The following is a 14,895-nucleotide window of genomic DNA, read 5'->3' as shown; positions in this document are numbered from 1 at the left end:
TTTGACAACATTGGAAGAATCTCCGACGATGCGGCCGTAAGTGGTCATCAGAAAGCGGTCATCAGAACGCTGCACGTCGAACGGTTCGCGTCATCTGCATTCGTCTGCACGATACGAAGTCCCACAGGAGACATCCGATGAAGTCGCACGCCCGAAGCGCCGCCCGAACGGCGCCGCAAGCTGCTGCATCCCCGCCCGTTCCTCCCGAATACGCCTTCTCCGAGTCACCTGCCGAATCGGCCGTCGCCGAAGTTTCGCGCCGTCGCTTCCTGCGGCGCGCCGGGGCCCTCGGCGTCGGCGCCAGCCTCGCGGGACGCGCGCTCGACGTACTCGCCGCCACCGTCGCACCGCAGACGGTGACGCTACCGTTTGCCAACGGCGAGCGCGAGCTCGTTGCGTATCCGCAGAAGCGTCCGCTGATCCGTCTCACCGCCCGGCCGCCTCAACTGGAAACGCCCTTCGACGTCTTCAACGACGGCCTGATCACGCCGAACGACGCCTTCTTCGTGCGCTATCACCTCGCGGGCATTCCGACCGACATCGATCCGGCGAAACATCGGATTCGCGTGGGGGGCAGCGTCGCCAAACCGCTCGACATCTCGCTCGCGTCGCTCAAGAAGGATTTCGGCGCACCGGTGGACATCGTGGCCGTGCATCAGTGCTCGGGCAACAGCCGGGGCTTCTTCGAGCCGCGTGTCGGCGGCGGCCAGATCGCCAACGGCGCGATGGGCAACGCGCGCTGGCGCGGCATTCCGCTCAAGCGGATTCTCGAGCGCGCGGGGGTATCTCCCGGCGCGAAGCAAGTCACGTTCGAAGGACTCGACCGGCCGATCGTCCCGGCCACGCCCGAATTCGTGAAAGCACTCGATCTCGATCACGCGATGGACGGCGAAGTGATGGTGGCGTTCGCCATGAACGGCAAGGATCTCCCGATGCTCAACGGCTTTCCGGTGCGGTTTGTCGTGCCGGGCTATTACGGCACGTACTGGGTGAAGCATCTCGCGGACATCAACGTCGTCGACAACGTCTTCGACGGCTTCTGGATGGCCACGGCCTATCGCATTCCCGATAACGACTGCCACTGTGTCGAGCCGGGCAAAGCGCCGGAGAAAACGAAGCCCATCGGACGCTTCACGGTGCGCTCCTTCGTCACCAGCCATGCCGACGGCCAGCGGGTCGCGGCGGGCACAGCGATGCGCGTGCGCGGCATTGCGTTCGATGGGGGCGAAGGTATTCGCGACGTGCAGTTTTCGACCGATGGCGGTCAGACATGGCAAGCCGCGCAATTGGGCAGCGAGTTGTCGAAGTACTCGTTTCGCGAGTGGACGGCGTCGTTCATGCCGCCGCAGCCGGGTGAGTATGTTCTGAAAGTTCGGGCGACGAATCGCGCAGGGGTATCGCAACCGCTGCAATCGTTGTGGAATCCGGCCGGCTATCTGCGCAACGGGGTGGAAACCGTGCGCGTGATCGCAGCGTGAGACGGGAGAAACGAACATGACGATTTCAACGCCTTCCACGCTGCCGCATTCGGCAGCCCGTTCGCGCCAGGTCGCAAGCGCTCGCTCGGTGCGAACATCGCTGGCCGTGGGCCTGTTGCTCGGCCTCGGTTTCCTGGCGCCGCGCCCCGCCCAAGCGCTCGACATCAAGCTGCCGCAGGAAACGGGTCAACTCAAAGCCTCGACGCTCGCCGGCCATCAGGCCGCCAGCGCGTGGTGCGTGATGTGTCACTCGATCGACTACGTCAACAGCCAGCCGCCAATGCCAGCCGCGTTCTGGAGCGCCGAAGTCACGAAGATGGTGAAGGTGTACGGCGCGCCGATTCCCGAAGATCAGGTCAAGCTGATTTCCGAATATCTCGGCAAGACCTACGGCAACGATCAGAAGTAAGCCGTTTCGTCGCGCATCCGATTTTCCGTGAATCGCCCTGGCGCTCGCGTCGGGGCGATTGGCGTTGCGCCGCCGAATCTCGTTTTCGCTTGCCCGTCACGCGCCGTGGATGACTGCGATCGCAAGCGTCACACCGTCGATATGCCCGCGACGCTTTCGATATAGGACTGATCCCTCAAGCATTTGAGACACCCCCCAAACACCGCCGAAGCCGTCTGCGCCAGAATTCCGCCTTTGCCCTGATATCGAGCGTCGCTCGATGCGACACAGGCAACTCTATTGGCAGAATTATGCGATACAGACAACGCGGCGTGTTCCTGATCGGGGCGACCATCGCCGTGGCCGTGGTGGGCATATTGATCACCTTCGGCTTACAGCAGTACGTGCAATCGCTGCGCAACCAAAAGGCCGAGGTCGTGGGCGAGGCGTTGAAGCTCATCGGCGAGGGCACGCAATCGTTCATGGTGAAACACCATGCCGCCATTCGTAAGGCGTTCGAGGACGGGAACGCCGTGCGCCTCACGGATGCAGGCGAGCTTCAGCCCTATGGCGTAGAAGTCATACGAAGCGGCGCGGACCCGCTCTCGCTCCAACTGCGGGTTGGCGCCCGCGCCCGCCACATCACGGCGGACGACATCATCAAGATCATGAAGCTGCCGGGGGTTGGCGCCTCCCCGCCGACCATGCCCGGGGCGAGCTACGTGGTCAGCATCACAAGAGAGAAGCACGCGCGCGATGCGAGCATTCACGCGCTCGTCTACATCGACCAGCCGCTCAAGCGAACCTACAGCGCGCACGCCGACATGAACATGCTAACGACCGCGATCCGCAAGATCGGCGTGCACGGCGGCTTTTCAAGCGACGCCACGCCGGCATACATCACGTTCCCGCAAACCCCCGCGGGTGAGACGGACACACCCAATCGACTCGCCAATCCGGACGCCAATCGAACGCCCGGCCTGCTCGCCGTTCGCGCCGGCTATCCGCTCGGTCCGATGAGCAGCTACCTGCGGCGCGACGGCTCCGATGTCATGACCGGCAACCTCCGGATGGGCAAGAACGACCTCGTCAGCGCGGGCAACATTCTGGCGGGCCAATCGCAGGAAATGACGGACGATGTACGCCGGCAACCTACCAAAGGCTACGTCGCCGCCGAGAAAGGGATCTGGTCCTACGGCAATCTGTGGGCCAAGGGGGATATCTATAACGACGATGGCAACCTGACCATTGCCGGCACCGCCGAATCCAAGAAGGGCAACGTGGCGGCGTCGGGTTTTGTTCACATCGGCGAAGGCGACAGCCGTGCCGAACGCGCCGCGGGCACGATCACATTCGGCACCCCCATTGTTGCCAACACCTCATGCACCTCCATCGGCCAGATCGGCAGAGACAACCTCGGCAACTTTCATTCGTGCACGCAGAAACTCGTGTGGGAGCCGTTGAAAGGCAAAGTCAATAGCCAGGTGACCACCTACGAATACCTCAACTGCACAACACGACACCTCCCATCGAAGTGGCGACACGATTTTTGCTGGGTCTCCCGGATCGACAACTCCCCCTGCCGCCAGCAGAACAATCCGAAGGTGCGCGTGTATGCCGTCTCGCCGACCGTCGACGGCTCCGAGCCATACGACCCGGCAACCGGCTGGAACACCAAATCCTGGTACAAGACCGGCAATCGCACGTTTTACATGCTCGAATCGAGCGAGTCGCACTCGGTGATGACCTGTATCGACTTTCTCTGAATCGCTTTATGCCGAATCGGGTCGATGCCTGACGCTGTGCCGTATGACGCAAAAATCGGACGTTCCCCATCACTTTCTGCGCCGTCACGCTGACGGACACGCACGCGCCCCGGCGTGGCGTCGATGGCGAATGACGCATCAGGTGCAACCCGAATTTTGACTCCGGTTGCACCTCTTCGGAAAGCCGGTTACGATGCCGCAATTCACCCCCTATGGGTGTCACGTTTTTTTGCGATCCCGCGTCATCAGGCAACCCTTCCATGGCTAACACCACTCTCGGCGTCAAAGTCGACGATATCCTGCGCACCCGGCTCAAGACGGCCGCCCAGCAAATCGAGCGCACCCCGCACTGGCTTATCAAACAGGCCATCTTTGCGTATCTGGAACGGATCGAGAGCGGCGCGCTGCCGCCCGAACTGAGCGGTGCAACCCAGTCGGGTACCGAGGTGATCGACGGCCATGCCGGCGACGACACCGTGCCGCACCCGTTCCTCGAATTCGCCCAGAACGTGCAACCGCAATCGGTGCTGCGCGCGGCGATCACCGCGGCGTATCGCCGCCCGGAACCGGAGTGCGTGCCCGTGCTCGTCGGTCAGGCCAAGCTGCCGCCGGCAACCGCGACGCTCGCCTCCGACCTCGCCCGCAAGCTCGTCGTCGCCCTGCGCGGCAAGAGCACCGGCGGCGGCGTGGAAGGTCTGATTCACGAATTCTCACTGTCCAGCCAGGAAGGCGTGGCCCTGATGTGTCTGGCCGAAGCGCTGCTGCGCATTCCCGACAAGGCCACGCGCGATGCGCTCATCCGCGACAAGATCAGCAAGGGTGACTGGCACGCCCACATGGGCAATTCGCCGTCGATGTTCGTCAACGCCGCCACCTGGGGCCTGATGATCACCGGCAAGCTCGTTACCACCACCAGCGAAGCCGGTCTCACCAAGGCCCTCACGCGCCTGATCGGCCGTGGCGGCGAGCCGCTCATCCGCAAGGGCGTTGACATGGCCATGCGTCTGATGGGCGAACAGTTCGTGACGGGCGAAACCATCTCCGAAGCACTGGCCAACAGCCGCAAGTACGAAGCGCAAGGCTTCCGCTACTCGTACGACATGCTCGGCGAAGCCGCAACCACCGAAGAGGACGCGCAGCGCTACTACGCAAGCTACGAGCAAGCCATTCACGCCATCGGCAAGGCGTCGGCCGGCCGGGGCATTTACGAAGGCCCGGGCATCTCCATCAAGCTCTCGGCGCTGCACCCGCGCTACTCGCGCAGCCAGCACGAGCGCACTGTCACGGAACTGCTGCCGCGCGTGCAGGCGCTCGCCAAGCTGGCCCGCTCGTACGACATCGGCCTGAACATCGACGCCGAAGAAGCCGACCGCCTCGAAATCTCGCTCGATCTGCTCGAATCGCTGTGCTTCGACCCCGAACTGGCCGGCTGGAACGGCATCGGTTTCGTGGTGCAGGCGTATCAGAAGCGGTGCCCGTTCGTGATCGACTTCATCATCGATCTGGCGCGTCGCAGCCGCCACCGCATCATGGTGCGTCTGGTCAAGGGCGCTTACTGGGATACGGAAATCAAGCGTGCGCAGGTCGACGGTCTGGAAGGCTATCCGGTCTATACGCGCAAGATCTATACGGACGTGTCTTACCTCGCCTGCGCGAAGAAGCTGCTCGCCGTGCCGGACGCGATCTATCCGCAGTTCGCCACGCACAACGCCTATACGCTCTCGGCGATCTATCACCTCGCGGGCAACAACTATTACCCCGGCCAGTACGAATTCCAGTGCCTGCACGGCATGGGCGAGCCGCTGTATGAAGAGGTCGTGGGCGCCATCGCCGCGGGCAAGCTGGCACGTCCGTGCCGCGTGTACGCACCGGTCGGCACGCACGAAACGTTGTTGGCTTACCTCGTGCGGCGTCTGCTGGAGAACGGCGCGAATACGTCCTTCGTGAACCGCATTGCCGACGAAACCATCAGCGTCGACGAACTGATCGCGGACCCGATTTCGGAAGCCGAGAAGGTGCAACCGCTCGGAGCGCCGCATGCCAAGATTGCGCTGCCGCGCGATCTGTACGGCACTTCGCGCGCCAACTCGTCGGGCTTCGATCTCTCGAACGAACACCGCCTCGCGTCGCTGTCGTCGGCGCTGCTCGCCAGCGCGGGCACGCCGTGGCGCGCTGCACCGATGCTGGCCGACGGCGAGCGCACCACGGGCACGCCGCGTGTCGTGCGCAACCCGGCCGATCTGCGCGATACCGTGGGTCAGGTCATCGAGGCCACTTCGGCCGACGTCGAAGCCGCCCTTGCGCACGCCGTGGCCGCCGCGCCGATCTGGCAAGCCACGCCGGTCGAAGCACGCGCCGACTGCCTGATGCGCTCGGCCGATCTGCTCGAAGCGCACATGCCCACGCTAATGGGCCTGTGCGTGCGCGAAGCAGGCAAGTCGCTGCCCAACGCCGTGGCCGAAGTGCGCGAAGCCGTCGACTTCCTGCGCTATTACGCCGCGCAGATTCGCCAGGGCTTCTCCAACGATACGCACCGCCCGCTGGGCCCGGTGCTGTGTATCAGCCCGTGGAACTTCCCGCTCGCCATCTTCATCGGTCAGGTCGCGGCCGCCCTGGCCGCCGGCAATCCGGTCATCGCCAAGCCGGCCGAGCAAACGCCGCTCATCGCCGCCGAAGCCGTCCGTCTGATGCAAGCCGCCGGGGTGCCGGCCGGTGCGTTGCAACTGCTGCCGGGCACGGGCGAAACCGTGGGCGCTGCGCTCGTGGCCGATGCCCGCATCAAGGCCGTCATGTTCACCGGCTCGACCGAAGTGGCTCGCATCATCGCGCGCACGTTGGCCGACCGGCTGGACGCCAACGGCCGTCCGATTCCGCTGATCGCCGAGACCGGCGGTCAGAACGCGATGATCGTCGACTCCTCGGCGTTGCCCGAACAGGTCGTGTACGACGTGCTTGCCTCGGCTTTCGATTCGGCCGGTCAACGCTGTTCGGCCCTGCGCGTGCTGTGCCTGCAGGACGATATCGCCGACAAGACGCTGCACATGCTCAAGGGCGCAATGCAGGAACTGGCTATCGGCAACCCGGATCGTCTGGCCATCGACGTTGGTCCGGTGATCGACGCCGAGGCGCAGAGCGGCATCAACCGCCACATCGAACAGATGCGCGGCAAGGGCTTCCCGATCGAGCAACTCACGCTGCCGGACGCCGCCCGTCATGGCACGTTTGTGGCGCCCACGCTCATCGAACTCACCGACCTGAAGGCGCTGCAACGCGAAGTCTTCGGCCCGGTGCTGCACGTGATCCGCTTCAAGCGCGCGCAACTCGACAAGCTGCTCGATCAGATCAACGGCACGGGCTACGGGCTGACGTTCGGTGTGCATACGCGTATCGACGAAACCATTGCGTACGTGACCGAGCGCGCCCATGTCGGCAACGTCTATGTGAACCGTAACGTGATCGGCGCCGTGGTCGGTGTGCAGCCGTTCGGCGGTGAAGGATTGTCCGGGACGGGTCCGAAAGCGGGCGGTCCGATGTATTTGCCGCGACTGCTGGCAACGCGTCCGGCTGCGCTGGCCCCGGAACTGAATCGCAACGACGCCGCGCTCTCGCCGCTGGTGAGCTATCGCGACTGGCTGCGTCAGCAACCGGAGAACGCGCCCGCTATCGATCGCGTCGACCGCTATCTGGCCACGTCGGCCCTCGACGCCACCGTCGTGCTGCCCGGCCCAACCGGCGAGCGCAACACCTACGGCCTGGAGCCGCGCGGCCCGGTGCTGTGCGTGGCGGCCACGGCGCTCGGCGCGCGTACGCAACTGGCCGCTGCGCTGGCCACGGGCAATCACGCCGTCTTCGCCGACAGCGCCGCCGCCCGCGATCTGGTAAGCGCCCTGCCTGCCGCGCTCAAGGGTCGTGCGTCGGTCCTGGCCGCGGGCGCGGATGCGGCCGGCGAGGCATCGCTTGCCGCCGTGCTGTTCGAAGGCGACAGCGACGAGCTGCGCGCGCTGAACCGTCGTATCGCGACACGCAACGGCCCGATCCTGTCAATGCAGGGTCTCGCGCCCGAAGCGCTGGCCGCCGGTGACGACTACGCGCTGGAGCGTCTGCTGTGCGAGCGCTCGGTGTCCGTCAACACGGCCGCCGCCGGGGGGAACGCCAACCTCATGACCATCGGCTGATCGCTGCGGCACCGCAGTAGCGCCCACAGCACGTTGCCGTCGTAAGCGGCCGCCAACGCCCCTCGTTTCGGGACGTTGGCGGCCGCGATGCGTATACATTACGCGTCATTCTTATCGGACAATCCCCGCCCTCTCCCCCACGTTCCCCGCTTGTTGCGCCCCTCACGCACATTGCGTAGCCATGCGCGCCACGCTCATTCGCGGTATCTTCGCGCCGCCCCCCACATATCACGCGTTTCACCGCCTTCGCGCGGTCAACCCGTGCCGGCGACACGTATCGCCGGCCATGGCGGTCGTTGTTGCGCGTTGAAGCCGCTTTCGTCATGCCGGGAGACGGACCAGACGTGCACCGCGCCGCTGCTTCAAGGAGGCAACATGTCCGTTTGGAATCCGACGGCGGTGTCGTTCACCGTCTATCTGCTGCTGATGCTGGTGATCGGCTGGCTCGGCTACCGCTCCACGAACAATCTTTCCGACTACATCCTTGGCGGACGCCGTCTGGGCAGTTTCGTCACCGCACTCTCCGCCGGCGCTTCCGACATGAGCGGCTGGTTGTTGCTCGGCCTGCCCGGCGCCATTTACGCGGGCGGCCTGTCGGGTGTCTGGATCGCCATCGGTCTGGCCATCGGGGCGTGGGCCAACTGGCGTCTCGTGGCAGCGCGACTGCGCGTGCACACGGAAGTCTGCGGCAACGCACTCACCTTACCCGAGTACCTCACGCAGCGTTTCGGCGACCGTAGCCATGTGCTGCGTATCGTTACGGCCCTTGTGATCCTCATCTTTTTCACAATTTATTGCGCGTCCGGGGTCGTCGCCGGTGCCCGTCTGTTCGAGACGATGTTCGGCCTCGACTACCAGACGGCCCTGTGGATCGGCGCCGTGGCGACCATCGCCTACGTCTTCATCGGCGGCTTCCTCGCCGTGAGCTGGACCGACACCGTGCAGGCGTCGCTGATGTTCGCTGCGCTGGTCGTCACGCCGATTGCGGTGATCACCAGCGTCGGCAGCCCCACGGCGGCCATCGATGCCGTGACTGCCGTGCATCCGGCGCACACCGACTGGTTCGGCGATCTCGCCCCCATCGGCGTGATCTCGATGCTCGCCTGGGGGCTGGGCTATTTCGGCCAGCCGCACATTCTCGTGCGCTTTATGGCCACGCGTTCGGCGGCCGCGATTCCGCAAGCGCGCCGCATCTGCATGACGTGGATGGTGCTGTGCCTCGCCGGTGCGGTGGCCGTGGGCTTCTTCGGGCTGGCGTATTACAGCGCGCATCCGGCGCAGGGCGCAGGCGTGCTCGCGAACCCCGAGACGATCTTCATGTCGCTCACGACCCAGCTCTTCACGCCGTGGCTTGCGGGTGTGCTGCTCGCGGCCATTCTGGCGGCGGTCATGAGCACGTTGTCGTGTCAGTTGCTCGTGTGCTCCAGCGCGCTGACCGAAGACCTCTATAAGACGTTCGCGCGCGGGCCGGTGAGCCAGCGCCGTCTGGTGTGGATCGGCCGCACGATGGTGCTCGCCGTGGCCGTTATCGCCGTGCTGCTCGCGCTCGACCCGGAAAGCCGCGTGCTCGGCATGGTGAGCTATGCCTGGGCCGGTTTCGGTGCGGCCTTCGGTCCGCTGGTGCTCGCCACGCTGCTGTGGCCGCGCGTCACCCGTAACGGCGCGCTCGCGGGCATCGTCGTCGGCGCCGCAACGGTCCTGATCTGGAAGCAGTTCGGCTGGTTCGATCTGTACGAAATCGTGCCGGGCTTCGCACTGGGCGGTCTGGCACTCTTCGTGGTGAGCCGCCTGGATCGTGCGCCGAGCGCCGAGGTGCTGGCCCGTTACGCCGTCGCAGAAGCAACGTTGAAAGACATCCAGGAAGGCAGGACGACCGGCACGGACATCACCGGCGGCCACAATGGCAGCGGTGGCACCAACGCGCCCACGGCGCAACCGGCCCCATAAGCCAGTAGCACCTTCCATCCGAATAACCCCCTCTTGACCGGCGCGTGCGGCCATCCAATACTGCCGCGTCGGACGCATTTTGCGTTTGATTGCAATTGAAGCCGTCCTGGGCCAACCAGCCCGGTGCCAGCGGCGTTTCAAGAAGGGCGTGCAGCGGCGATCCCGCAGACACGCCACTCAACGACAAACACATGCAAGGAGAGGGTTGATGCAATCGAAGCTTACGGCTAGCGCCGTCGCAGTTGCGGGGCTACTCGCGTTCGGCGCGGCCAATGCGCAACAGGCGCAGGAAGTGAAGCTGGGTTTTGCCGCACCGCTCACGGGCGCTCAGGCGCACTACGGCAAGGACATGCAGAACGGCATTCAACTTGCCGTCGACGAGTACAACGCCACGAAGCCGACCATCGACGGCAAACCGGTGAAGTTCGTGTTGCAGGCCGAGGACGATCAGGCCGACCCACGTCAGGGCTCGCTGGTCGCGCAGAAGCTGGTCGACAACGGCATCAAGGGCATGCTCGGCCACTTCAATTCCGGCACGACGATTCCCGCTTCGCGCATCTACGCGCAAGCCGGCATCCCCGAAATCGCGATGGCGACGGCCCCGGAATACACCAAGCAAGGCTTCAAGACGACCTTCCGCATGATGACCTCGGACATCCAGCAGGGTTCGGTCGTCGGCACGTTCGCCGTCAAGAAGCTGGGCTTCAAGAACATCGCCATCGTCGATGACCGCACCGCTTACGGTCAGGGTCTGGCAGACGAATTCGAGAAGGCTGCCAAGGGCGCCGGCGGCAAGATCGTGCGTCGTGAGTTCGCCAGCGACAAGGCCGTGGACTTCCGCGCGATTCTGACGAACCTCAAGCGCTCCAATCCGGACATGATTTTCTACGGCGGCGCCGACGCGCAAGCCGGCCCGCTCGCCAAGCAGATGCGCGAACTGGGCATCAAGGCAACGCTGATGGCCGGCGAGATGGTCAAGTCGGACGCCTTCCTGAAGATCGCCGGCGACGCCGCCAACGGCTCGGTCGTCTCGCTCGCGGGTCTGCCGCTCGACAAGATGCCGGGTGGCGCCGCTTACGAGTCGCGTTACAAGGCCAAGTTCGGCGCGGGTCCGGAAACATACTCGCCGTACGCCTATGACGGCGCCATGGCCATGATGTCGGCCATGAAGAAAGCCAACTCCACCGACCCGGCGAAGTACCTGCCGGTGCTGGCCAAGACGAGCATGCCCGGCGTGACCACGCGTGAGCTGGCTTACGACAACGTGGGTGACCTGAAGTACGGCTCGATCACCCTGTACAAGGTGGTCGACGGCAAGTGGACGGTGCTGGAGACTGTCGGCGGCAAGTAAGCGTCTGACGATGTCTGGATAGCTGCAATCGACAAAGGCCGGTGAGGATGACTCACCGGCCTTTGTGATTTGATGCGTGCCAGCAAGCCCTCAATTGACCACTCAGCGGGTAGCGAGCGGCTCGGGGCGAAGCGAGGGAGGGTCGAGACGAACGAGTGATGTCAGTACGGCGCGGAACAATTGTTCGAGTTATCGCAAGGCGTGAAGCCTCCCGCGAGAGCGTCCTCTCTGGATCGAAAACCACAGACCAATTCGCCGTAGGTGTTTCCAAAACCGACGTAGGGAGTACCGCCAGAGCTGACTGAAATACCATTTTCGTCGACGTTGTACACGTAGGCGTTGTCCCAGTATCCGAAGGCGCTTGCGTCACACCATCCTCTTGCAAAGATGGCGCAGAACTCCGCTTTATCGACTTTTCCGTAGTATCCACTCCACCGCCAACTGCTCCCTGCAGGCTTTCGATAGCCGTTGCAACCCGCGTATGTCTGTGTCCACTTCGCCATGACGATGGGCCGGTCGACGATTCGCTCCACATCTCTATTCACGACTTTGGTGACGTACTTGGTCGTTGTCGCCAATTGCCACGACCAGTAGTCGCCCGAGTTTTGACACGACAGCATTTTGCCATTGGCGTCTCGACCGATTTCGCCTTGCCTGCAATTGCCGTGGAGTGTTTTGACACCGTCGAGTTGAATGACGCCCGATTCGGATCGCAGCCGCATCGCATCCACGCGATTCGCATGCTCGATATTGTTGCGTTGCATTCTCAACGCACCGCCGACCGAGGCCCCGCTCTTTGCCTCCAAGTTGCCGCTAATGGTTGCGTTGCCGCCCACGGTCGCTCCCTGCACATCCAGTTCCGCCATCGTCAGCTTGCCATCGCCTTCGATATTTCGGGCGCCAACGATATTCTGTCGGGTCGCGTCGGTCCCATCGCTCAGATGCAACTGGCCCTTGATGGTGGCGTTGCCCTTGATCTCGAGCTCCTGCATTTCGAGCTTTCCCACACCGACAATATTTTTGACCCCCTTGATGCTTTGATTCGTCACGCCGCTCTTGAAATCAAGATCGCCGGTGATATTGCGCGACCCATCGCGCCGGACGTTGACATCCTGGCTATGTGTCAGGAAGCCTCCGCGCATGGCGATCAATCCGGGCGCTCTCAAAGGATTGGGTATTGCCTGCGAAATTGGCTTCATGTCTTCACCGACGAATAGAAACGCTTCCGGCTTGTCCATCGTGGACATCCCACCGAAGGCACCGACCGCCTTCACGGCAATCGCAGCGAACGCGTAGTCGGGCGATGACGTATATGCGCGCTTTGCCGGCTCAGTGAGATATGTCAGCGAATTGATCTGGCAATTTGGCGGGTGCTCCCGATCGCATTTCCGATACACCCGGATGTCATAGTTCCCCAGGCCGTAGGGCGGCTTGCTTCCCACGCCGGAGAGATCGAGCACATCAATGAGTGCTTTAGCGTCCAGATTTCCGACGTACGCGTGATCGAACGACGAGGAAGGAGGGATACGGGTGAAGGTGTGACCTTTGAGGGTAACGCTTTTGCCAGGCGCCGAAAGCAACGCTTCAATCTCCTTGTAATGCTTCACGACGAATGTATCTGCCGCGTTGCCGATGATCTTGAGCCCTTGCCCAGCCCGTTCTGCCCGTTCGATTCGCATTTGACGCATCTGATTCACGCCCCAGAACGTAATCAGCATGCCGACGACAGCAATCGCCATCGCCGCGGAAACAAGAAAAATGCCTGTTTGACTTCTTCTCATTGACTTGTCCTCTTTGGAATCCTCCGACAATCACAGAGTCATGTATCGGTGAATGCTGAAACATTGAGATCAGCATTATCAATGACATTGCTCGCGAAATAGCCGGGATTTATCCGCTAAATGGTGCCTGCTGCTGCGAATCCAAAAGCACGAACCAACAATGAAAAGCCGCGTGATATCGACCACGCGGCTTTTCAATTCGAACAACAGCGAAATATCAATGGCACATATCGCGCGGCATCGCCGTTAACCGTTGTCGCCGCGCTCCGCACGCCAGACATCCTTCGGTAGACGCTCGCGCATCTTCTGGGGCAGCACGTCACGCGTGAAGATCGGCTCGGCGATACCCGCCTTGCGTTGCGCCTGATAGTCACGCCACGCGATCAACGCGTAATTCATCAACAGACCGATGGCAACAAGGTTGATGAACGCCATGAGCGCGGTGCCGACATCGGCGAAGCTCCACACCAGCGGCAGGCTCGCTACCGAGCCGAGCATCACGGCGAGCAGCACCAGTGCACGGAAGATGTTGAGCATCCACGGGCGCTGCGTCATGTAATCCATGTTCACTTCCGCATACGCGTAGTTGCCCAGCACGCTGGAGTACGCAAGGAAGAACACAGTAACGCCCGTGAAGATGATGGCCCAGTCGCCGAAGTGCACCGCGAGCGCACGTTGCGTGAGGACCGCGCCCTCCGGGGCCGCGCCCGGCATGAGCTGGCCCGAGAGCAGAATCATGAACGCGGTGGCAGAGCAGACCACGATGGTGTCGAAGAACACGCCGAGCATCTGCATCAGCCCCTGCTGCACCGGATGCTTCGTGGTGGCGACCGCCGCGGCGTTGGGCGCGCTGCCCATGCCGGCCTCGTTGGAGAAGAGGCCGCGCTTCACTCCCATCAGCACCGCCTGCGTCACCGCGTAGCCGGCGATACCGCCCGTCGCGGGTTCGAGTCCGAAGGCGTGACGCCAGATCATCGCGATCATGCCGGGAATCTGATCGATGTGGACGAGGCAGACGTACGTCGCAAGCCCGAGATAGATCACTGCCATGACCGGCACGACCCATTGCGCGAACCATGCCACGCGGCGCACCCCGCCGTAGATGATCGGTGCCGTCATCAGTACCAGCGCAACGCCGATCCACTGACGCTCCCATCCGAACGACGCCTCCAGTGCTTCCGCAATCGAATGCGACTGCACGGAGTTGAGCGCGAAGCCGAACGTGAAAAGTAGCGCCAGCGCGAAGACGATGCCGAATTTGCGCGACCCCAGACCAAGCTGAATGTAATACGCCGGGCCGCCGCGAAAGGTATTGTCGTGGCGCGGAATCTTGAAAATCTGCGCCAGCGTGGACTCGACGAAGGCAGACGCCATGCCGAGCAGCGCGGTCATCCACATCCAGAAAATCGCGCCCGGACCGCCGATAGTCAGCGCGACCGCGACGCCCGCGATGTTACCGGTCCCCACGCGGCTCGCCAGTCCGGTCGCGAACGCCTGAAAGGGGGAAATGCCGGTGGTGCTGCCAGACGTGCGCAACAGGCAGAGGCTATGCCAGAGCGTGCGCACCCGAATACCGCCGAACCGTACCGTGAAGTACAAGCCCGCACCGAGCAAAGCGACGACGAGGGGATACCCCGAAAGCACACTACCGATCGCGTCGACTATCGGTTTGAGCCAAATTTCCATGAATTGCCATCTCCTCTCTTGTTACATGTCGGCGCTCGCATGAGCACCGGGGAGCCCCTGAAACAGGGCGAAACCGGAGAGGGTCGCAAGACTTCGGTAGCAGCGGGGCGACGAGGCGAAATTCTCAGCATATTCCCAAGAGCAGGCGCGGCGACGAGATGCAAGTACGCGGCCTACCCTGGTAATGCCATCGCGTCGCACGCCCCCATCAAAACATCGACGTAATAAAAAATCTATGGTCACCCCCATTTTTGCAAGACTGATGTTTGGTGCAGTGTTTGGCTTGCCTAAATCTATCCGGCGTCGTTGTGGGAATAAGCTCC

Annotated in this window: 9 protein-coding genes; 6 read left to right on the top strand and 3 right to left on the bottom strand. The window is 63.0% G+C overall.

What is annotated here, in order from left to right:
- The first annotated feature begins 137 nt into the window (after positions 1–137).
- The 6 genes from ACIPHM_RS21750 (at position 138) to ACIPHM_RS21725 (ending at position 11,105) form a co-directional block, all read left to right on the top strand.
- Positions 138–1,478 (top strand): molybdopterin-dependent oxidoreductase, encoded by a 1,341-nt coding sequence (locus ACIPHM_RS21750; protein ID WP_400332913.1) that lies wholly within the window; start codon positions 138–140, stop codon positions 1,476–1,478.
- 16 nt (positions 1,479–1,494) lie between these two features.
- Positions 1,495–1,887, top strand: coding sequence for a sulfite:cytochrome C oxidoreductase subunit B (locus ACIPHM_RS21745; RefSeq protein WP_400332910.1), 393 nt, complete (start codon positions 1,495–1,497; stop codon positions 1,885–1,887).
- A gap of 290 nt (positions 1,888–2,177) precedes the next feature.
- Positions 2,178–3,632 (top strand): hypothetical protein, encoded by a 1,455-nt coding sequence (locus ACIPHM_RS21740; protein ID WP_400332907.1) that lies wholly within the window; start codon positions 2,178–2,180, stop codon positions 3,630–3,632.
- Between the two features lie 260 nt (positions 3,633–3,892).
- A complete protein-coding gene (gene putA, locus ACIPHM_RS21735) occupies positions 3,893–7,807 on the top strand; it encodes a trifunctional transcriptional regulator/proline dehydrogenase/L-glutamate gamma-semialdehyde dehydrogenase (RefSeq protein ID WP_400332904.1) in 3,915 nt (1,304 codons plus the stop codon).
- Between the two features lie 375 nt (positions 7,808–8,182).
- Positions 8,183–9,754, top strand: coding sequence for a sodium/proline symporter PutP (putP, locus tag ACIPHM_RS21730; RefSeq protein WP_400332902.1), 1,572 nt, complete (start codon positions 8,183–8,185; stop codon positions 9,752–9,754).
- Positions 9,755–9,962: 208 nt separating this feature from the next.
- Positions 9,963–11,105: a branched-chain amino acid ABC transporter substrate-binding protein gene (locus ACIPHM_RS21725; protein ID WP_400332899.1), complete on the top strand. Its 1,143-nt coding sequence runs from the start codon at positions 9,963–9,965 to the stop codon at positions 11,103–11,105.
- A 161-nt stretch (positions 11,106–11,266) separates the two neighbouring features.
- Here ACIPHM_RS21725 and ACIPHM_RS21720 read toward each other — a convergent pair whose 3' ends face one another.
- The 3 genes from ACIPHM_RS21720 to ACIPHM_RS21710 form a co-directional block, all read right to left on the bottom strand.
- The gene (locus ACIPHM_RS21720; protein WP_400332896.1) at positions 11,267–12,886 is read right to left on the bottom strand and encodes a hypothetical protein; all 1,620 of its coding nucleotides are present in this window, start codon (positions 12,884–12,886) and stop codon (positions 11,267–11,269) included.
- 246 nt (positions 12,887–13,132) lie between these two features.
- A complete protein-coding gene (locus tag ACIPHM_RS21715; protein WP_400332894.1) occupies positions 13,133–14,572 on the bottom strand; it encodes an alanine/glycine:cation symporter family protein in 1,440 nt (479 codons plus the stop codon).
- 21 nt (positions 14,573–14,593) lie between these two features.
- Positions 14,594–14,895: hypothetical protein (locus tag ACIPHM_RS21710; protein ID WP_400332891.1), on the bottom strand; the 302-nt coding region annotated here is incomplete at its 5' end.

Origin of the sequence: Pandoraea sp. NPDC087047 (assembly GCF_044745225.1) — a bacterium.
Classification (GTDB): Bacteria; Pseudomonadota; Gammaproteobacteria; order Burkholderiales; family Burkholderiaceae; genus Pandoraea.
Note: the sequence above shows the minus strand (reverse complement) of the source record. Positions and strands in the feature narration are given on the sequence as shown.

Bases quoted from the DNA above. Each gene is read 5' to 3' on its own strand.
- ACIPHM_RS21750 (WP_400332913.1), top strand. From the start codon at position 138: ATGAAGTCGCACGCCCGAAGCGCCGCCCGAACGGCGCCGCAAGCTGCT.
- ACIPHM_RS21745 (WP_400332910.1), top strand. From the start codon at position 1,495: ATGACGATTTCAACGCCTTCCACGCTGCCGCATTCGGCAGCCCGTTCG.
- ACIPHM_RS21740 (WP_400332907.1), top strand. From the start codon at position 2,178: ATGCGATACAGACAACGCGGCGTGTTCCTGATCGGGGCGACCATCGCC.
- putA (WP_400332904.1), top strand. From the start codon at position 3,893: ATGGCTAACACCACTCTCGGCGTCAAAGTCGACGATATCCTGCGCACC.
- putP (WP_400332902.1), top strand. From the start codon at position 8,183: ATGTCCGTTTGGAATCCGACGGCGGTGTCGTTCACCGTCTATCTGCTG.
- ACIPHM_RS21725 (WP_400332899.1), top strand. From the start codon at position 9,963: ATGCAATCGAAGCTTACGGCTAGCGCCGTCGCAGTTGCGGGGCTACTC.
- ACIPHM_RS21720 (WP_400332896.1), bottom strand. From the start codon at position 12,886: ATGAGAAGAAGTCAAACAGGCATTTTTCTTGTTTCCGCGGCGATGGCG.
- ACIPHM_RS21715 (WP_400332894.1), bottom strand. From the start codon at position 14,572: ATGGAAATTTGGCTCAAACCGATAGTCGACGCGATCGGTAGTGTGCTT.